Origin of the sequence: Amycolatopsis sp. NPDC026612 (genome assembly GCF_040638285.1) — a bacterium.
In the GTDB taxonomy this organism is placed as follows: domain Bacteria; phylum Actinomycetota; class Actinomycetes; order Mycobacteriales; family Pseudonocardiaceae; genus Amycolatopsis.
The window spans coordinates 1-17,439 of record NZ_JBEZYB010000125.1; the positions used below are offsets into that span (position 1 = coordinate 1).

At 71.6% G+C, this 17,439-nt stretch carries 18 protein-coding genes and 1 pseudogene; 7 read left to right on the top strand and 12 right to left on the bottom strand.

Annotated features, from left to right (window positions below):
- Positions 1-97: 97 nt before the first annotated feature.
- From AB0F15_RS42840 to AB0F15_RS42870, 7 genes are all read right to left on the bottom strand, one after another.
- Positions 98-994 carry a TauD/TfdA family dioxygenase gene (locus tag AB0F15_RS42840; RefSeq protein WP_360283281.1) on the bottom strand — a complete coding sequence of 299 codons (897 nt, stop codon included), beginning with the start codon at positions 992-994 and terminating at the stop codon, positions 98-100.
- The gene (locus tag AB0F15_RS42845; RefSeq protein WP_360283283.1) at positions 991-2,304 is read right to left on the bottom strand and encodes an LLM class flavin-dependent oxidoreductase; all 1,314 of its coding nucleotides are present in this window, start codon (positions 2,302-2,304) and stop codon (positions 991-993) included. The genes AB0F15_RS42840 and AB0F15_RS42845 overlap by 4 nt, the downstream gene beginning before the upstream one ends.
- Positions 2,301-3,143: an ABC transporter permease gene (locus tag AB0F15_RS42850; RefSeq protein WP_360283285.1), complete on the bottom strand. Its 843-nt coding sequence runs from the start codon at positions 3,141-3,143 to the stop codon at positions 2,301-2,303. The genes AB0F15_RS42845 and AB0F15_RS42850 overlap by 4 nt, the downstream gene beginning before the upstream one ends.
- Positions 3,140-3,913 carry an ABC transporter ATP-binding protein gene (locus AB0F15_RS42855; protein ID WP_360283287.1) on the bottom strand — a complete coding sequence of 258 codons (774 nt, stop codon included), beginning with the start codon at positions 3,911-3,913 and terminating at the stop codon, positions 3,140-3,142. Before AB0F15_RS42855 ends, AB0F15_RS42850 begins: the two co-directional genes overlap by 4 nt.
- Positions 3,910-4,929, bottom strand: a complete 1,020-nt coding sequence (locus tag AB0F15_RS42860) for an ABC transporter substrate-binding protein (RefSeq protein ID WP_360283289.1) — start codon at positions 4,927-4,929, stop codon at positions 3,910-3,912. The genes AB0F15_RS42855 and AB0F15_RS42860 overlap by 4 nt, the downstream gene beginning before the upstream one ends.
- A 101-nt stretch (positions 4,930-5,030) precedes the next feature.
- Positions 5,031-6,248 carry an ROK family transcriptional regulator gene (locus tag AB0F15_RS42865; RefSeq protein ID WP_360283291.1) on the bottom strand — a complete coding sequence of 406 codons (1,218 nt, stop codon included), beginning with the start codon at positions 6,246-6,248 and terminating at the stop codon, positions 5,031-5,033.
- 82 nt (positions 6,249-6,330) lie between these two features.
- On the bottom strand, positions 6,331-7,299 hold the full coding sequence (locus tag AB0F15_RS42870; protein WP_360283293.1) for a YafY family protein: 969 nt from the start codon (positions 7,297-7,299) through the stop codon (positions 6,331-6,333).
- Between the two features lie 53 nt (positions 7,300-7,352).
- Between AB0F15_RS42870 and AB0F15_RS42875 the strand changes: the two genes are divergently transcribed.
- Positions 7,353-8,489 carry an epoxide hydrolase family protein gene (locus AB0F15_RS42875; RefSeq protein WP_360283309.1) on the top strand — a complete coding sequence of 379 codons (1,137 nt, stop codon included), beginning with the start codon at positions 7,353-7,355 and terminating at the stop codon, positions 8,487-8,489.
- An 82-nt stretch (positions 8,490-8,571) separates the two neighbouring features.
- Here the strand turns inward: AB0F15_RS42875 and AB0F15_RS42880 are convergent, their stop codons facing one another.
- Positions 8,572-9,693 carry a helix-turn-helix domain-containing protein gene (locus AB0F15_RS42880; protein WP_360283295.1) on the bottom strand — a complete coding sequence of 374 codons (1,122 nt, stop codon included), beginning with the start codon at positions 9,691-9,693 and terminating at the stop codon, positions 8,572-8,574.
- 184 nt (positions 9,694-9,877) lie between these two features.
- Between AB0F15_RS42880 and AB0F15_RS42885 the strand changes: the two genes are divergently transcribed.
- Positions 9,878-11,143 carry a YncE family protein gene (locus AB0F15_RS42885; protein WP_360283297.1) on the top strand — a complete coding sequence of 422 codons (1,266 nt, stop codon included), beginning with the start codon at positions 9,878-9,880 and terminating at the stop codon, positions 11,141-11,143.
- Between the two features lie 3 nt (positions 11,144-11,146).
- On the opposite strand, the gene AB0F15_RS42890 is transcribed toward AB0F15_RS42885, so the two are convergent.
- Entirely contained in the window at positions 11,147-11,560 is a 414-nt protein-coding gene (locus tag AB0F15_RS42890) for a DUF5655 domain-containing protein (protein ID WP_360283299.1), read from the bottom strand.
- A 118-nt stretch (positions 11,561-11,678) separates the two neighbouring features.
- A complete protein-coding gene (locus AB0F15_RS42895; RefSeq protein WP_360283301.1) occupies positions 11,679-12,155 on the bottom strand; it encodes a MarR family transcriptional regulator in 477 nt (158 codons plus the stop codon).
- A 221-nt stretch (positions 12,156-12,376) separates the two neighbouring features.
- On the opposite strand from AB0F15_RS42895, the gene AB0F15_RS42900 reads away from it, so the two are divergent.
- Entirely contained in the window at positions 12,377-13,084 is a 708-nt protein-coding gene (locus AB0F15_RS42900) for a DUF4142 domain-containing protein (RefSeq protein WP_360283303.1), read from the top strand.
- 1 nt (position 13,085) lies between these two features.
- Here the strand turns inward: AB0F15_RS42900 and AB0F15_RS42905 are convergent, their stop codons facing one another.
- The gene (locus tag AB0F15_RS42905) at positions 13,086-13,685 is read right to left on the bottom strand and encodes a hypothetical protein (protein ID WP_360283305.1); all 600 of its coding nucleotides are present in this window, start codon (positions 13,683-13,685) and stop codon (positions 13,086-13,088) included.
- Between the two features lie 242 nt (positions 13,686-13,927).
- Here AB0F15_RS42905 and AB0F15_RS42910 point away from each other — a divergent pair, with 242 nt between their 5' ends.
- Entirely contained in the window at positions 13,928-14,479 is a 552-nt protein-coding gene (locus AB0F15_RS42910; protein ID WP_360283311.1) for a GNAT family N-acetyltransferase, read from the top strand.
- Positions 14,421-14,942 (top strand): TetR family transcriptional regulator C-terminal domain-containing protein, encoded by a 522-nt coding sequence (locus tag AB0F15_RS42915; protein WP_360283313.1) that lies wholly within the window; start codon positions 14,421-14,423, stop codon positions 14,940-14,942. Before AB0F15_RS42910 ends, AB0F15_RS42915 begins: the two co-directional genes overlap by 59 nt.
- On the opposite strand, the gene AB0F15_RS42920 is transcribed toward AB0F15_RS42915, so the two are convergent.
- Positions 14,939-16,069, bottom strand: coding sequence for an epoxide hydrolase family protein (locus tag AB0F15_RS42920; protein ID WP_360283307.1), 1,131 nt, complete (start codon positions 16,067-16,069; stop codon positions 14,939-14,941). The two genes, AB0F15_RS42915 and AB0F15_RS42920, sit on opposite strands and share 4 nt — an antisense overlap.
- A 76-nt stretch (positions 16,070-16,145) precedes the next feature.
- On the opposite strand from AB0F15_RS42920, the pseudogene AB0F15_RS42925 reads away from it, so the two are divergent.
- Positions 16,146-16,507, top strand: a pseudogene (locus tag AB0F15_RS42925) (WYL domain-containing protein); the annotation flags it as partial.
- Positions 16,508-16,579: 72 nt separating this feature from the next.
- Positions 16,580-17,278, top strand: coding sequence for a transposase (locus AB0F15_RS42930; protein ID WP_360283315.1), 699 nt, complete (start codon positions 16,580-16,582; stop codon positions 17,276-17,278).
- The last annotated feature ends 161 nt before the right edge of the window (positions 17,279-17,439 follow it).

Genomic DNA, 17,439 nt, shown 5'->3' on the forward strand with positions numbered 1-17,439 from the left:
GGGGCCGCGGGGTGTGGGACAGTTGCGGGGACCGGGGGGGTATGGGGGGGGGCGGGGGTTCGGCACGGGGGGGCGCCGGGGGGCGGACGAGCCCTGGCTAGGCGACGGACGTGTAGTGCGAAGCGTCGCCTTCGAGCGACTCGCTGGACCGGCCGTCGATCCCGGCCGGGATGTCGCCGGCCACCGTGACGCGGTTCAGCCGACGCGGCAGGCCGTCGTAGTTGTCGATCGCGTAGTGCTGGGTGATCCGGTTGTCGAACAGCACCAGCTGGTCCGGCTCCCACGTCACCCGCACGACGTTCTCCGGCCGCGTGACGTAGGACTGCAGCAGCCGCAGCAGGTCCCGCGACTCGCCCACCGAAAGGCCCTCGATCCGCTGCGCGAACCCGCCGATGAACAGGCCGCGCTCGCCGGTCACCGGGTGCACCCGCACCACCGGGTGCACGGTCCGGTACTTCCGGGAGACGAACTGGGCCCGCCGCGCCTGCTCCTGCTCGTCCACGGCTTCCGGCGGCCGGACGTAGTCGTAGTCGTTGGTGTGCACCGCCCGCAGCGTGTCGGCGAACGCGCGCAGCGGCTCCGGCAGGTCCCGGTAGGCCGCGGCGGTGTTCGCGATCAGCGTCTCCCCGCCGTACGGCGGCACCACCAGGCTGCGCAGCGTGCTGGCCTTCGGCGGGTTGAGCACGAACGTGACGTCGGTGTGCCAGTGGTTGGCGCGGCCCCGCTCGCTGTCGACGGGCAGGATCGTCGGCGCGCCCTCGACGGCGGGCACCGTCGGGTGGGCCTTGGTGAGCTCGCCGAAGCGCGCCGCGAACCGCTGCTGGCCCTCGTCGTCCAGCCGGGTGTTCCGGAACACCAGCGCCTTGTGCTCGTGGAGCGCTTCGGTCAGGAAGGCCACCTGCGTGGCGTCGAGGTCGCCGGACGGGTCGAAGCCGACGATCTCGGCGCCGATCCTCCCGGTGAGCTTGCGGACGTCGGTGCCGATGGTGGTCATGCGGGCTCCTTCACTCGGTTGCGGTTGACGGGCCGCGCGAGGCCGTAGTGCTCGCGCAGGGTGGTGCCGGAGTACTCGGTGCGGAACAGGCCGCGCCGCTGCAGTTCCGGGACGACGAGGTCGACGAAGTCGTCGAGCCCGCCGGGCAGGGTCGGCGGCATGACGTTGAAGCCGTCCGCGGCGCCACCGAGGAACCAGGCCTCCAGCTCGTCGGCGACCTGGACCGGGGTGCCGGCGAAGACGCGGTGCCCGCGCCCGCCCGCCAGCCGCTCGAGCAGCTGCCGGATGGTGAGGTCCTCGCGCCGGGCCAGGCCGACGACGAGGTCGAACCGGCTCTGGCCGCCTTCGGTGAAGCTGCCGACGTCGGGCAGCGGGCCGTCCAGCGGATAGCCCGTGACGTCGTGGTCGAGCATCTTCGACAGCTGCCGCAGCCCGTAGTCCGGCGTGATCAGCGCGTTCAGTTCGGCTTCGCGCTCGCGGGCCTCGGCCTCGGTGCGGCCGAGGATCGGCGAAATCCCCGGGAGGATCTTGAGCTCGTCCGGCGTCCGGCCGTACTTCGCGAGCCTGCCCTTGACGTCGTCGTAGAACGCCTTGCCCTCGGCGTAGGTCTGCTGCGCGGTGAACACGGCCTCGGCGTGCCGGGCCGCGTACTCCTTGCCGGTCTCCGACGACCCGGCCTGCACGAGCAGCGGGTGTCCCTGCACCGGCCGTTCGATGTTGAGCGGCCCGCGGACCTGGAAGTGCGGGCCGTCGTGGTCGATCGCCCGGAGCCGATCGGTGTCGGCGTAGACCCCGCTCGCCCGGTCGACGACCGCGGCGTCGTCGTCCCAGCTGTCCCACAGCTTCTTGACGACCTCGACGAACTCCTCGGCCCGGTCGTACCGCGCTTCGTGCGACGGGCGCTTGGCCAGGTTGAAGTTGCGGGCCTCGTCGATGCCCGCCGAGGTGACGATGTTCCAGCCCGCGCGGCCGCCGGAGAGGTGGTCGAGCGAGGCGAACTTGCGCGCCAGGTGGTAGGGCTCGTTGTAGGTCGTCGACGCCGTGGCAATCAGTCCGATGTGGACTGTCGAGGCGGCGAGCGCCGAGAGCAGCGTCAGCGGTTCGAAGTGGCTGTGGGAGTTGTGCTTCACGTTGCCCCACAGGGCGACGCCGTCGGCGAGGAAGAGCGAGTCGAGCTTCCCGCGTTCGGCCGTCCGGGCGATGTCCGCGTAGTGCTGCAGCGTCCGGGCCCGGTGCGGGTCGGTGGACGGGTGCCGCCACGCGGCTTCGTGGTGGCCGTTCGGCATCACGAAGGCGTTGAGGTGCATCATGGGTTCTCCTTGGGACGCCAGGTGGAAAACCGCCGCTCGAGAACGACGAAACCCTGGTTGACGAGCACTCCGAGCACCGAGACCGCGATGATCCCGGCGTACATCTGCTGGATCTGGAAGTTCACCTGGCTGGTGTTGATCAGGTAGCCGAGCCCGGCCTTCGCGCCGACCATCTCGGCGGCCACCAGCACCAGGATCGAATAGGACGCCGCCATCCGGATGCCGGTGAACACCGTCGGCACCGCCGAGGGCAGGATCACCTTCCGGAACAGCCGCGGGCTCGACAGCCCGAGCGAGCGCGCGGCCTTGATCAGCAGCGGGTCGACGGTGTTGACGCCGGCGATCGTGTTGAGCAGCACCGGCCACACGCACGCGTAGACCACCAAGGTGACCTTCGACAGCTCGCCGATGCCCAGCAGCAGCGTGAACACCGGCAGCAGGGCCAGCGCCGCGGTGTTGCGAGCCAGCTCCAGGATGGGCTGCAGGAACCGCGCGACCGGCCGGTACCAGCCGATCAGCAGCCCGAGCGGCACGGCGACGGCCACGGCTGCGGCGAACCCGGCGGCGGACCGCCCGATGCTGGCCAGCAGGTGGTCGGCGAGCTCGCCGTCCAGCGCGAGGTCCCACAGCGCTTGCAGGTCCTCCGACAGCGGCGGCAGGAACGTCCGCGTGCTTTCGTCGAGCACGAACCGGGGGACCAGTTCCCAGAGCGCGACGAACAGCACGACCGCGGCGGACGCGTGTACCGCCCGGGTGAGTCTCTTCCGCCACCGCCGTGGCTTCCTCGCCGATGTCGTGAGTCCGACGTGGACGGTCGGTGCCTCGAGGGTGGTGGTCATCCGACCGCGCTCCGTTCGTGTTCGGCCGCCTTGCGGACCTCGTCGTGCAGCAGTTCCCAGAGCCGGTGGCGCTGCCGCCCGAACGCCGGATCGGAGCGCACGTCCCCGGTGCGGTCGCCGAGGTCGACGTCGACGACGGCCTTGAGTCTGCCGGGCCGCGAGGTCAGCACCGCGACTCGCTGGCCCAGGTAGACGGCTTCGTCGATGCCGTGGGTGATGAACACGATGGTCTTGCCGGTGCGGTGCCAGATCCGCAGCAGCTCGTCCTGCAGCTGCTCGCGGGTCTGCGCGTCGAGGGCGGCGAACGGCTCGTCCATCAGTAGCACGGCGGGGTCGTAGGCGAGGCTGCGGGCGATCGCGACGCGCTGCTTCATGCCGCCGGACAGTTCGTGCGGGTAGCGGTCCTCGAAGCCGGAAAGCCCGACCAGGGCGAGGTATTCGCGCGCCCGCTCGGCCCGCTGCCGCTTCCCGAGCGGGCCGCCTTCGAGACCGAACTCGACGTTGGCGCGGGCGGTGCGCCACGGGAAGAGCGCGTACTGCTGGAAGACGACCCCGCGGTCGAGGCCGGGGCCGCGCACCGGCTCGCCGTCGATGAGCACTTCGCCGGACGTCGGGGTGGTGAGCCCGCCGAGCAGGTCGAGCAATGTGGACTTGCCCGAGCCGCTCGGCCCGACGAGGGACAGGAACGTGCCGTCGGCGACGTCGAGGGAGACGTCGTCGAGTGCGGTGAGCGCGCCGAACGTCTTGGTCACCGAGCGGATGCTGATCATTTCGTCACCGCCGGGGCGCCGTCGCGGTAGGGGTTGAACTCGTTGGTGTAGAGCTTCGCCGTGTCGATCCGGTCGCCCTTGAGAGAGCCCTGCTGCTTGAGCCAGGGCTCCCAGCGCGTGTAGTCCTGGTCCGAGATGAGCCCGCCGCGGGTGATGCCGACGCTCTTCCAGTACTTCAGGGTGCTCGTGTTCTCGTTGCGGCCGCGGGCCTGGATGATCTTGGTGAACCGGGCGATCACTTCTTCGCGCGGGGTGGTGCGCTCCCACTCGATCGCCTTCGCGACGGCGGAGACGAAGATCTTCGTGGTTTCCGGGTACTTCTCGACGAAGTCCGTGCGCAGGACGTACGGGCCGCCGTTGTAGGGCCCGAACGCGCCGACGTCGGTGAACAACGGGCGCACGCCGCCGGCCGCGACGGCGTGGTCCTGCAGGATCCCCTGGAGGGCGGCGACGTCGAGCTGGCCGTTGCGCAACGCCTGTTCGGCGTTCACCGGCGGGATGACGACGAGCTGTACCTGCTTGATCTCGTCGGCGGAGAGGCCCTGCCCCTGCAGCCAGGTGTCGAGGGCCGCCTCGAGGTTCGCGCCGGCGGTGTTGACGCCGACCTTCTTGCCGATCAGGTCGCGGGCGGTCCGGACCGGGCTGTCCGTCTTGGTGTAGAAGCCGAGGAAGGACTTGTCGTCGGAGCCGTAGTAGTTGACGACCGCCTTGATCGGGGCGCCGGCTTCGACGAGCTTGACGACCGCGCCGGTGAAGGCGCCGCCGAAGTCGGTCTGGTCGGTGGCGGCCGACTGGATGTCCTGCGGGCCGCTGATGGTGTTGCCGACCCACTTCAGCTTGACCGGGCCGAAGTAGCCCAGGTCCTCGGCGAGTTCGGGCAGGGTCACGGAGTTCGCGCTGCCCTGGTAGCGCAGTTCCAGCTTCTCGGGCTGGCCGGGTGCACCGCCGGCCGTCGCCGAAGCGCAGCCGGCCAGCAGCACCACGGCGGCGGCGAACAGGGGCAGGGTTTTCTTCACGGTGGTTTCGTCCGTTCCGGGAGTCGGCGGGGATACGGCAATTGTTCGCAGCCGACGAGTGAACGGTCAATTTTGCGAGTTCGTGAAATAACTCCGGCGATTCACGAGGCGCGCGGCAACCCGGTCAGCAGCGGACCGAGCGGGTCTTCGTACAGCACGTCCAGGAGCACCGCGCCGCCGGCCGTCGCCAGCTCGGCTCCCGGGAAGCTCGTTCCCACAACGGTTTCCTCCGGTGCGACGCAGCGCGACCGGTGTCGGACCTCGTCTCGGATGGTGGGAAGGCAGTCCGGCACCCGGGCTACACTCCGATCGACCACCACGAGCACGGCCGGGTTGAGCACCTCGAGCAGGAGCGCCGCCGCCTGGCCGATGAGCCGTGCGCGTTCGTGGAACAACCGGACGGCCGCGGAATGGCCGGCGACAGCGAGCGCGAGCAATTCCGGAAAGTCCGGGCGCTCGATCAACCCGCTTTCCGCGGCTTTGCGGGCGAGCGTTCCTTCCGAAACGGCCGCTTCGAGGCAGCCGGTGCGCCCGCAGCGGCACGGCTCGGTGCTGCCGTCGACCGGCAGGTGCGCGACGGCGCCCGCGGCCGAGCGCGGCCCGTGGTGCACGCCGGCGCCGGTGGCGAACGCGGCGTCGACGACGTTGCCGGTGAACAGCTGCACGACGCTGTCCCGGGCCCGCGGGTGCCCGAAGAGCCGTTCGGCGTGGACCAGCGCCCGTGCGTGCCCGTCCACCTCGACGGCCAGCCCGGTGCTGCCGGCCAGCAGGTCACGGACCGGCACGTTCCGCCAGCCCAGCAGCGGGTGCTCGACCACGGTGCCGGACGCGCGATCCACCCAGCCGCCGGTGGCGACGCCGAGCCCGAGCGGCTCACGGTCCGGGGCGTGCCCGAGCAGGAGGTCGTCGAGGATCTCGGCGGCGCGCGCGAGCAGGTCCTCGGCGGCCAGGCCGTCGTGCGGTTCTTCGTGCTGGACCAGCACGTTCCCGCGCAGGTCGAGCAGGGCGACGGTCGCGTGGTGCACGGCCAGGTGCAGCGCGCCGGCGACGTGGCGGCCGGTGTCGAGGTCGACCGGCACGTGCGGCCGTCCGACGCCCCGGCGTGGTTCGGGCTCGACGAGCTCGTGCAGGAGCCCGAGCCGGGCCAGCTCGGCGGTGTGCCCGGTGACCGCGGCCGCCGACAGCCCCGTCCGCCGCGCGATGGTGCTGCGCGCGATCGGTCCTTCGTCGAGGACCGCCCGCAGGACCGCGCTGGCACTGGCGCTGCGCCGGGCGCCGCGTGCATCCGTCCTCAGTGGACTCCCCGCCCGGCTGGTCATGGCCCGATCGTCGCAGACGAACCGGCGCGCGCCCAGCGTGCCCAGGATGCGGGCTCGACGCAGGCCCGGAACCAGCCGGCGATCATCCGGGAGCCGACGGACTCCCCGCGCCGGCGGCCCGCAGGAACCGCTCGCCCGTCTTCGCCAGTGCCGCGGCGAGCTCCGGCGCGTCGAGCACCTCGAAGTCCACCTCGAGCAGGCCCAGGTACAGCGCGAGCATCGACGCGTTGTCGGAGCCGACTTCGGCGACGCAGCGGTCCGGGCCCTCGGGCGTGACGTCGACCGCGATCGGCAGCCGGGCCCGCACGTGCTCGACCGGCGCGTGCAGCCGCACCCGGGCGTGGAACCGCCACGTGGCCGCACCCACGCTGCGCTGGACGAACTGCGCGACGTCACCCTCCGGCGGCTCACGCGGCGCGAAGCGCGGGCCGTTCGGCACCTTCGGCGTCATCCGGTCGACGCGGAACGTGCGCCAGTCGTCGCGGACGGTGTCCCAGGCGACCAGGTACCAGCGGCGCCCCCAGCTGACCAGCCGGTGCGGTTCGACGTCGCGGCGGCTCGGCGTGCGCTGGTGGCTCGTGTAGTCGAAGCGCAGCCGCTCGCTCGCCCGGATGGCCGTCGCGATCGCGGTCAGCACGTCGGCGTCGACGGCCGGGCCGTCGCCGGGCACCGCGACCGTCGCGGTCTGCAGCGCCCGCACCCGGTGCCGCAGCCGCGACGGCAGCACCTGCTCCAGTTTGGCGAGCGCCCGCACCGACGTCTCGCCGATACCGGCGACGCCCGTCGCGGTCCGCAACCCGACCGCGACGGCCACCGCTTCGTCGTCGTCCAGCAGCAGCGGCGGGAGCTGCGCGCCCGCGCCGAGGCGATAGCCGCCCTGGACGCCGGGGGCGGCCTCGACCGGGTAGCCGAGTTCGCGGAGCTTGCCGATGTCGGTGCGGACGGTGCGCGCGCTGACGCCCAGCCGGTCGGCCAGGTCGGCGCCGGTCCAGTCGCGCCGCGTTTCGAGCAGCGACAGCAGCCGCAGGAGGCGGGCGGAGGTCTGCAACATCCTTCGAGGATCGCACGAATCGCGGAAGGGAGTCTTCCGCAATGGCTCCTAGCGTGCTTCCCATGACGAACGAAATCCGCCCCTTCCGCATCGACATCCCGCAGGCCGAGCTGGACGACCTGCACCGGCGCCTGGCCGCGGCCCGGTTCGCCGAGCCCGTGCCCGGCGACGAGCCGGACTGGTCCCGCGGCATCCCCACCGGCGTCGTCCGGGAGCTGGCCGAGTACTGGCGCGACGGCTTCGACTGGCGTGCCCAGGAAGCGGCGTTCAACGCGTTCTCGCAGTTCACGACCGAGATCGACGGTCAGACCATCCACTTCCTGCACGTCCGGTCGCCCCGAGCCGACGCGGTCCCGCTGCTGCTCACCCACGGGTACCCGAGCTCGATCGCCGAATTCCTCGACGTCATCGGCCCGCTGACCGAGCCGGGCCCGGACGCGTTCCACGTCGTCGTCCCGTCGGTGCCCGGCTTCGGGTTCTCGACGCCGTTGAGCGGACCCGGCTGGCAGCTCGCCCGGACGACCGAGGCGTTCGCCGAGCTGATGACCCGGCTCGGCTACGACCGGTTCGCCGCGCAGGGCGGCGACCTCGGCGCGGGCATCACCGGACGGCTCGCCGCGGTGTACCCGGACCGCGTCATCGGCACCCACGTCAACAGCGACCGCGGCACGATCGCGCTGGCCGGCGAGCAGCTGCCGATGCCGGAGAACCTGTCCGAGGCCGAACAGTCCGAACTGGACGCCGCCCGCGAAGCCTGGCGGGCCGGCCGCGGCTACCTCGACCTCCAGTCGCACAAGCCCGAGACGATCGCGGCCGCGCTCACCGACTCCCCGGTCGGGCAGCTGGCCTGGATCGCGGAGAAGTTCGAGGCGTGGACCGGCGCGGACGGCATCGATCGCGACCGGCTGCTGACCAACGTCAGTCTCTACTGGTTCACCCGCAGCGGCGCGAGCGCGGCCCGGTTCCTGTACGAGGCGGCCCACTGGGGCCACGGGTGGCTGGCGCCGTCGGACGTGCCGGCGGGCTGGGCGGTGTTCGACAGCTCGCCGGTGGTCCGGCGGATCATGGATCCCGAGGAGAAGATCGCGCACTGGTCGGACTTCGCTTCCGGCGGCCACTTCGCGGCGATGGAAGAGCCCGGGCTGCTCGTCGCCGACATCCGCGCGTTCTTCCGCGGGCTGCGGCTGTGAACGTCCGCGCGCTCAACCGGGCACTGCTCGCGCGGCAGCACCTGCTCGAGCCGGCGTCCCTCCCGGTCGCCGCGCTGCCTTGTCACCAGGTGCCGTCGAGCCAGTGGCGCAGCGCCCACCACGACCGCACGGAGTCGAGCACGCCGCCGCCGCTGTTCTCGCCCAAGGCCACCGGGGTGAGTTCGGCCAGCCGGTCGAGGCGGTAGCGGACGGTGTTCGGGTGCAGGTGCAGGGCTTCGGCCGTGGTGCGCAGGCGCTGACCGTGGTCGAGGTAGGCCAGCGCCGTCGCCGCCAGCTCGCGGTGGAACGCGTTGCCCGGGTCGAGCGCGTCGAGCAGGCCGGTCGTGAGCAGATCGGCCAGCAGCGGCTGCGCGGTCAGCGCGATTTCGCCCGCCAGCTCGATGAGGTCGTGGTAGCCGCGCCCGGCGATCCGCGCCGCCGCCCTGCACAGCCGGTGCACCTCCCGCAGCTCCGGCAGGGCGGCCGGGGGCGCGACGACCAGCAGGACGCCGTCGGCGAGCGCGACCCCGGCGGGCGGACGGGCCGCCAGGCCGGTGAGCCTGCCCTCGACCAGGCCGTACACCCCGCCGAACTCGAGAAGGGCCTGTTCGAGCGTGCGCGCCCGTGCCGGGTCGCTGACGTCGGACACCACACAGGAGTACCGGCATTCGGGACGCAGCCCCGCCTGCCGGAGCTCTTCCGGCGTTGGCGGGTGCCCGGCCAGCAGCACGGTGCGCAGCAGCTGGGTCCGCGCGTCGCGCACCGTGCGCGAGAGCTGGAGCTCGGCGGCGTGGTAGCCCTTGACGATGTGCCGTTCCAGCGCGCCGGTGTAGCGCTCGGCGTCGAGGATGGTCTCGAGGATGACGTCGTCGGCCAGGCCCGCCGCCCGCGCGCGTTCGACGGCGACGCGCGCCGCCAGCGTCTTGCCTGCCTGCACCCCGCGCAGCAGGTCGGTGAGCGGGACGCCCTGCTCGGCGCGGTCGGCGCCCAGTGCTTCGGCGGTGGTGTAGTCGGCGCAGTCGGGGCTCGTCGTGGCGCGCAGCGCGGCGGACAGCAGGAACTGGACGTGCCGCCGGTTCTCGGCCTCCGGCAGCCGCGCGACCCCGGGCGATTGGCTCCGGGCGGCCTGCACCAGCTCGTCGACGACGGTGTCATCGGCGGCCATCGCGTTCAGCACCTGCCGGAGCAGCGGCGAGACCGGCACGGCACCCTCCCGTTGTGGCGGGGCCACAACACCGCGTCCGCGATGTTGGGCGAGCGGCCCTACCGGAGCGGCTCCGGTGGCCGGTTATCGTGAAGATACCGGACAGTAACTCCGTTGCTTCGCAAAATCCATCGACAGTTTCGCGAAGGCATCCACACCTCTTCAGTGCCGAAAGGTGTTTCCCGTGCGCACTTCCCCGGTTCGGCGAAAGCGGTCGTACCTCTCCCGGCTGGCCTGTCTCACCGCCTCCGTCGCCCTGCTGGCCACCGGCGCCGCGGTCCCGGCGACCGGCGCCGCGGCGGCCCTGCGGGAGGTGATGTTCGTCGGCAACAACTGGGAAGGCACGGCGGACGTCATCCAGTCCCGGGGCTCGTTCGCCCGCATCGGGCGCGTGAACATCATCCCGGACAAGGATGCGCGCCTCGCGGAGATCTACCTCAACCCGATCAAGCTGGCGTTCTTCCTCGGCATCCGCAACGGGCCCGGCGAAGGGCACGACCAGTTCGTCGACGACATGTACACCACGCCGGACGGCAGTTCGGTGGTGGCGTCGCGGCCGAGCTTCGCCGACGTCGTCTCGATCAACCTCACCACCGGCCGGATCAACTGGCGCTTCCCGGTGTCGGGCTTCCGCTCCGACCACATGGCGGTGTCGCCGGACGGCCGCCGGGTCGCCGTGTCGGCGTCGACGGCCAACACCGTGCACGTGCTGGACATCGTCACCGGGCAGCAGGTCGGGTCCTTCGCCACCGGCGACAAGCCGCACGAGAACGTGTTCACCGACGGCGGCCGGTACCTGTGGAACATGTCGATCGGCAACGTCGACACCGACCTCGACGACCCCGGGTGGGACTTCACCAAGGGGGACCGGCACATCACCGTGGTCGACGCCACGACGTTCCGGCAGGTCAAGGTGATCGACATGCGCCAGCGGCTCGACGCCTTCGGGCGCAGCGACCTCTCGAACGCCGTGCGGCCGGTCGCGTTCACCCCGGACGGGTCGAAGCTGTACTTCCAGGTGTCGTTCTTCAACGGCTTCGTCGAGTACGACGTCGCGGCCGACAAGATCACGCGCGTCAAGGAGCTGCCGAAGAACCCGGCCACCAGCGACGACCGCAAGACGTTCGTCAACGACTCGCGCCACCACGGCATGTCGATGAACCCGGCGGGGACCAAGCTCTGCATCGCCGGGACCATGGACGACTACGCCACGGTCGTCGACCGCGCGACCCTGCAGCAGGGCACCCTGGTGCCCGCGGTGAAGCCGTACTGGGCGACGGTGAGCGGCGACGGCAAGGCCTGCGTCATCTCCGAAGCCGGCGCCGACCAGGTCACCGCCATCGACTTCGCGACCGGGCAGAAGCTCGTTTCGGTGCCGGTCGGCGACCACCCGCAGCGGGTCCGCATCGGCCACGTGCCCGACGGGTGGACGGGACCCACGGGTTCCTGAACCTCAGGAGACGGCGAAGGCCGCGGTCAGCCAGCCGCGGACTTCGTCGTCCACATCGGACACCGCGCGCAGGCTGAGCTTGTGCCCGACGCGCGGCCCTCGAGCCCAGCTCGCCGGGGCGATGCGGGCCGTTTCGACCGGCCCCGGCAGCCAGAGGTACACCAGCACGTCCCGCGACCGCGGGCGCAGCTCCGCCAGCTTTCGGTCCCGCTTCAGGAACACCCCGACCTCGACGGCGTCTTCGTGGACGTCGCCGAGGGTGCGCAGGTGCTCGAGGACGGCGTCGTAGACCTCGCGCTGCCACGGGGCCTTGCCGGCGAAGGTCTCCTCGACCGTGCAGCCGGGGACGCAGGTGTGCCCCTGCCCGGCGCGCGCGAACTCGCGGTCGCAGCGCGGGCACGTCCACCGGGTCGGCATGCCGTCCAGGATGGCACTCACAGTGCTGACCGGTGCCAATCCGACCACAGCCACGGCCGAATGACTTCGTGGCAACGGTGCGTGCCGCGTAGGGGTCGGCCTGCTTTTGGCCGGATTCTCACAGCGCGGCCGGGCCGAGCGCCGGGATGGTGGCGGCCGCGTGCACCAGCTGCCGGGCCGCCTCGGCCGCGGCCGTCCGCTGCGACGGCGGCAGCTTGTCCAGCAGCGCCCCCAGCGCGGCCTGCCGCCGCTCGAGCATCCGCGCCACGATCTCGTGCCCCGTCTCGGTGACCTCCAGCGTGACGACGCTGCGGTTGCCGGGGCTGCGGCCGCGCACCACGTAACCGAGGGCTTCCAGGCGGTCGGCCAGCCGCGTCACCGAGGACGCGTTGACGCCCATCGCCGCCGCCAGCTGCGAGCTCGGGACCCGGCCGAGGCGGTCGAGGATCAGCAGCAGCCGCGACTGCGGGAACGACACCTCCGGTGGGGCCGCGTGCGCGCATTCCCAGGCGATCCCGACCAGGACCACGGTGAGGCCGTCGAGGGCGGCCACGTCCGGGTCGGCGCCCGGGGCGGCGTTTTCGAGGGGTTGCATGGCGCAATACTTGCCAATCGCAAGAGCATCGGTCAAGATGGACATCCCCGGCGCTCGCCGGCGGTGTCCGGCCGGTCGGCCGTTGCTTCCTTTTTTCGTGGCCGAGGGCTGCCCGCTTCGCTGATTCCGTTGGCACGTAAGACATTCATAAGGATTTCGCTGAACCTCCGTGCGACGGCATCCGTGTTCCCGGTACCGAACTGCCGTCAGAAGGAGGAAGCATGCCGGATCACCGTGGCATGACCAGCCGTGCCAAGGCCCGGACCGCGCTGGTCGTCGTGGCCACGCTCGCCGTGGTCGGCGTCGGCTCGGTCATGGTGCTGAACGCCGGTGCCCAGACCGCGCCCGGCTCGACGCAGGCGCAGGTCCCGGCCCATGACATGGCGGGTATGCAGATGGGGTCCGCCGCGCAGCCCGGGGCCACGAACGACGTGGCGGGCGCCGGGCCGGTCACCGAGCTCGACAAGACGTTCCTGGTCAAGGTCCGCCAGGCCGGGCTCTGGGAGATTCCCGCGGGGGACCTGGCGCAGAGCCACGCCAGCAGCGAACAGGTGAAGCGCGCCGGGCTGCACCTGCTGGACGGGCACGCGCACCTCGACCAGCTCGTCCGCGAGGACGCGAAGATCCTCGGCGTGACGCTCCCGGACCAGGCCACCGCCGAGCAGCAGGGCTGGGTCCGGCAGCTGACCGCCGCCCAGGGCCTGGAGTTCGACAAGCTGTTCGCGAACCTGCTCCGCGCGTCGCACGGCAAGATCTTCGCGACCATCGCCGAAGTCCGCGCCGGCACGCAGAACGACGTCATCCGGCGGCACGCGACGCAGGCGAACCAGACCGTCCTCGACCACATGACGGTCCTGGAGGACACCGGGCTGGTCGACGCGAAGACGATCGCCGACGTCGCGGCCGCGGTGAACCCGCCTGCGAAGTGACTCAGGGAACGAGACCGTGGCGGGCCAGCTCGTGTCCCGCCAGCTTCTCGATGACGGCCCGGTCGCGCTGCCGCCAGCCGGAGGCCGCCTCGTCCACGGAAGCCAGGCGCCGCAACGGCTGCGTGGCCAGCGCCCGCAGCGCGAGGAGGTCCAGCCCTTCGTCGCCCAGTGTCCGCAGGTGCGCGGCGGCGGTGGCGCGGCGGGCGAAGTGCCAGCGCAGCGGCAGCCAGGTCACCACCAGGGTCAGCACCGGCAGCGCGATGATGACCGCCGCCAGCCACCACGCCAGGTTCGCCACGGCCTCGATCTGCCAGTGGCCCGCGTCCGTGAGCTTGGTCCCGACGTCCGAACCGCCGTGCAGGGCCTTCGCGAGCGCGTCCCCGACGAGCGGGATCCGGTCGGCCGAGTTCGCGGCCGAGTCGAAGGTGCCCCGGAGCCCGGTGCCGGCGTCGACGAGCCCGTCCCCGGGTGCCCGCAGCTTCATGACTTCGTCGTACACCGAGGTCCCCAGCCACACCGCGATGACGACGAGCAGCACGGCCAGGAGGTCGCTGACGAGCTGAGCGGTACGGCGGATCGGCCGTTCGGCGTAGAGCTGCATCGGGGACGCCTTTCGCGGTGGGGGAGCGCGGCCAGGGCAACGTACCCGCGTCCATTCCGGGCGAATCGCGTGGTCCGCGATGATCTATGACGTCCGTCATAGTGTGCAGACCGGGTGTGCCGTGTTCTCCTGGGACTATGACCACCGTCATAGAGGTCCGTGAGGTGGGCGCGGCCGACCACGAGTGCGTCGCCGCTCTCGTCTCGGCCTGCTCGCCGGACAGTCTCCGGCGTCGTTTCCTGATGTCCGGCCCGGCCGAGCCGGCCGGGATCTTCCGCCGCTGCCACCGGTTCCTGCTCGCCGGCCCGCCGTCCGGCGTCGCGCTGCTGGCCGTCCGCGGCCGCGTTCCCGTGGGGCTGCTCAACTTCGTCTCGCAGAGCCCGGGGGAGGCGGAGGTCGGCGTCCTTGTCGCCGACGCGTGGCAGCGGCAGGGAGTCGGCACGGCGCTGAGCCGGTGGCTGTGGGCATCCGGGCGCTGGCCGGGCTGGACCGTGCGGGCCACCGTCCAGGCGGGGAACACCGGCGCCGAGTCGCTGCTGCGGCGGCAGGGGTTCCGGCCGGTGCCCGCTTACGAGCGCGGTGAACGCGACTTCGCGCTGGTCGTGCCGGACTGGGCTACCATGACGGACGTCATGAAGGAGGCAGCCGATGGTCAGGACGCCGCGCGAGCGGATGGTGCTCAGCGCCGCGCAGCTGGTGCGGATCCACGGTGTCGGGGCGACCGGCATGCGGGACGTGGTCGCCCACGCCGAAGCGCCGCGGGGGTCCCTGCAGCACTACTTCCCCGGCGGTAAGGACCAGCTGATCGCCGAAGCCGTCACCTGGGCCGGTGACTACGCCGCCCGGCGCGTGGCCCGCGTCGCGGCGAAGATCGAAGACCCGACGCCCGGGAAGCTCTTCGCGGCCATGGCCGCCCAGTGGCGCGACGAGTTCACGACGACGGGCTTCGACGCCGGCTGCCCGCTGGTCGCGACGGTCGCCGACACCGCCGCCACCAGCGAGAGCCTGCGCGAAGCGGTCGGCAAGGCGTTCGAGGGGTGGCAGCGCCCGGTCGCCGCCACTCTCGAGCAGCTGGGGGTGCCCCAGGCCCGCGCCGCCTCGCTGGCCGTCCTCGTGCTCAGCGCACTGGAGGGCGCGATCGTCCTGGCGCGGGCGCACCGGGACATCGCGCCGCTCGACACGGTGGTCACGGAGCTGCGGCCACTGCTCGACGGCGCCGTGGACCACCGCCGCCGTCGAACGTCTACTGTGGACTAAAGGTCGCGGAAGAACGCCCGGACGTCACGGATCAGCACGTCCGGCGCCTGCAGCGACGCGAAGTGCCCCCCGGTGTCGTACTCCGACCAGCGCGTCACCGTGTTCGACAGCTCGGCCAGACCGCGGATCGCGTGGTCGCCCCGGAAGTTCACCACCGCGGTCGGGACGCCGGACGGGGCCGGCCGTTCACCCCAGCCGTCCCGGGCCGCCTCCAGGTAGAGGCGCGCGGCCGAGCCTGCGGTCCCGGTGAGCCAGAAGATCGTCGCGTTCGTCAGGATCGCGTCCCGGCTCACCGGGGTCTGCCCGGTCGCCGCGGGGTCCCAGTCGACGAACCATTCGAGGTTCCACGCCAGCTGGCCGGCGGGCGAGTCGTTGAGCGCGTAGGCCAGGGTCTGCGGCCGGGTGGCCATCTGGGTGGCGTAGCCGGAGCGGCCGTACCACCACAGCTGGTTCTCCTGCGCCCGCTTGCGGTCCTCTTCGGACAACCGCTCGAGGTCGCCGGGCGCGCTCGGCGCCCCGGCGTTGGCGACGGCGTTGACGTGCACGCCGAGCACCGCCTCCGGGGCGGCCCGGCCCAGCTCGGGGGAGACGATGCTGCCGAAGTCGCCGCCCTGGGCGCCGTAGCGCTCGTAGCCCAGCCGGTGCATCAGCTCCGCCAACGCCCGGGCGATCCGGCGGGTGTTCCAGCCGCGCTCGCCGGTCGGTCCGGAGAAGGCGAAGCCGGGCACCGACGGCGCGACGACGTGGAACGCGTCCGCCGGGTCGCCGCCGTGCGCGCGCGGATCGGTGAGCGGGCCGAGGACGTCGAGGAAGTCGGCGACCGTGCTCGGCCAGCCGTGGGTGACGATCAGCGGCTTCGCGCCGGGCTCGGGGGAGCGGACGTGCAGGAAGTGGATGGTCTGGCCGTCGATCGTGGTCGTGAACTGCGGGAAGGCGTTGAGCCGTGCCTCCTGCGCCCGCCAGTCGAAGCCGTGCCGCCAGTAGCCGACGAGCTCGGCGAGGTGGATCTCGCTGACCCCGTAGTCCCAGCCGGCCCCGGGCAGTTCGCCCGGCCACCGGGTGCGGGCGAGCCGGAAGTGCAGCTCGTCGAGGTCGGCCTGGGGGATGTCGATGGTGAAGGGATCCATGCGCCGAGCTTGGCGCGGATGTAGGACAGTTCCGGTCCTCGATGGGTGGCATGGTCGGGGAATGCACGAACCCTCCGGCCGCCTGCGCGAGCTGGGCCCGATCGGCGGCTATCGCCTCGGCGCCGACGCCGAGCTACCCCCGCTGTTGCTCGACGACGAAGCGCTCGCGGTGGTGATCAGCCTGCACACCGGCGGAATTTCCGGCTTGGAAGCTCGCCTCCGGCACCATGTCGCCGCTTTGGAGTCGAGCATGCTGGCGCTGCCGGTCCGCGGCCCGGTCGTTTCGGCGGCGATCCGTTTCGCCGAGACGCTGCCTTTGAGCCACGACGGCAGCCCTTCAAGCCGTGCAGGCTGGTGTCCTGCGGCCGGCGGTGGTACCTGGTCGGCTGGGACACCGGTCGTGCGGACTGGCGGACGTTCCGGCTCGATCGCCTGACATTGCGCACCCGAACGGGTCACGATTTGTCGGCGTATCTGACCTGGATGATGGGTTCGCCGAGCGGGTCGAGGATGCGTTGCGGGCCGCACCGGTGGCGCACTTCGACGAGCCCGGAATCCGAGTTGAAGGCAAGAACTGGTGGCTGCACACCCCTGCTCACGGCGTATCTGCCGCATCGTCAGCGTGGTGGTGAGGCGATGGACGAGTTCGGGATCCTCACCCGGTTCCGCGGTGTCGCGGTCCATGACGGCTTGATGTTGTATCAGGACTTCGGACGCAACCACGCCCGCTGCAACGCCCACCACCTCCGGGAACTGGTCGCGGCCGGCGAGGCTTTTCCGGAGCACACCTGGCCCAGGATCGCCATGAAGACCCTCGAACAGCTCAACACCGCTGCCCATACCGCACGCGACGCCGGCCTGGACGCCATCCCCGCCCATATCGTCGATCCGTTGATCTCGAGGTTCGTCCGCACCGTCCACCTCGGCCTGCTGCTGCACCCGCCGGATCGGGGTCGCAAGCAAAGCAAGACCCGGAACCTGCTGGTGCGCCTGCGCGACTACCAGCACCAGGTGCTGCTGTTCGCCCGCAATCTCACCGTCCCGTTCACCAGCAACCAGGCCGAACGCGACCTGCGGATGATCAAAGCCCAGCTGAAGATCTCCGGCGGCTGGCGCACCCGGCACGGCGCCCAGGCCTGGCTACGCGTCCGCGGCTACATCTCCACCGCCCGCAAAAACAGCCTCCACATTCATTACCGCCCTGCGTGACGCCATCGCCGGAAACTCCTGGCTACCAACAACTATCGAAACGTACTGAACAGTTACCCCGATCGTGTGATGAACTCCTGTTCGATTCTCGGGTAGTTTGAAGGTATGTCCAGCGACGTGATGCAGCGAGCCGATGCGGTGGCTTTGGCCGACCGTATCGG

Excerpts from the sequence above, each read along its gene's own strand:
- AB0F15_RS42840 (WP_360283281.1), bottom strand. The coding sequence starts at position 994 with ATGACCACCATCGGCACCGACGTCCGCAAGCTCACCGGGAGGATCGGC.
- AB0F15_RS42845 (WP_360283283.1), bottom strand. The coding sequence starts at position 2,304 with ATGATGCACCTCAACGCCTTCGTGATGCCGAACGGCCACCACGAAGCC.
- AB0F15_RS42850 (WP_360283285.1), bottom strand. The coding sequence starts at position 3,143 with ATGACCACCACCCTCGAGGCACCGACCGTCCACGTCGGACTCACGACA.
- AB0F15_RS42855 (WP_360283287.1), bottom strand. The coding sequence starts at position 3,913 with ATGATCAGCATCCGCTCGGTGACCAAGACGTTCGGCGCGCTCACCGCA.
- AB0F15_RS42865 (WP_360283291.1), bottom strand. The coding sequence starts at position 6,248 with ATGACCAGCCGGGCGGGGAGTCCACTGAGGACGGATGCACGCGGCGCC.
- AB0F15_RS42870 (WP_360283293.1), bottom strand. The coding sequence starts at position 7,299 with ATGTTGCAGACCTCCGCCCGCCTCCTGCGGCTGCTGTCGCTGCTCGAA.
- AB0F15_RS42890 (WP_360283299.1), bottom strand. The coding sequence starts at position 11,560 with ATGCCGACCCGGTGGACGTGCCCGCGCTGCGACCGCGAGTTCGCGCGC.
- AB0F15_RS42895 (WP_360283301.1), bottom strand. The coding sequence starts at position 12,155 with ATGCAACCCCTCGAAAACGCCGCCCCGGGCGCCGACCCGGACGTGGCC.
- AB0F15_RS42900 (WP_360283303.1), top strand. The coding sequence starts at position 12,377 with ATGCCGGATCACCGTGGCATGACCAGCCGTGCCAAGGCCCGGACCGCG.
- AB0F15_RS42905 (WP_360283305.1), bottom strand. The coding sequence starts at position 13,685 with ATGCAGCTCTACGCCGAACGGCCGATCCGCCGTACCGCTCAGCTCGTC.
- AB0F15_RS42910 (WP_360283311.1), top strand. The coding sequence starts at position 13,928 with ATGTCCGGCCCGGCCGAGCCGGCCGGGATCTTCCGCCGCTGCCACCGG.
- AB0F15_RS42920 (WP_360283307.1), bottom strand. The coding sequence starts at position 16,069 with ATGGATCCCTTCACCATCGACATCCCCCAGGCCGACCTCGACGAGCTG.
- AB0F15_RS42930 (WP_360283315.1), top strand. The coding sequence starts at position 16,580 with ATGCGTTGCGGGCCGCACCGGTGGCGCACTTCGACGAGCCCGGAATCC.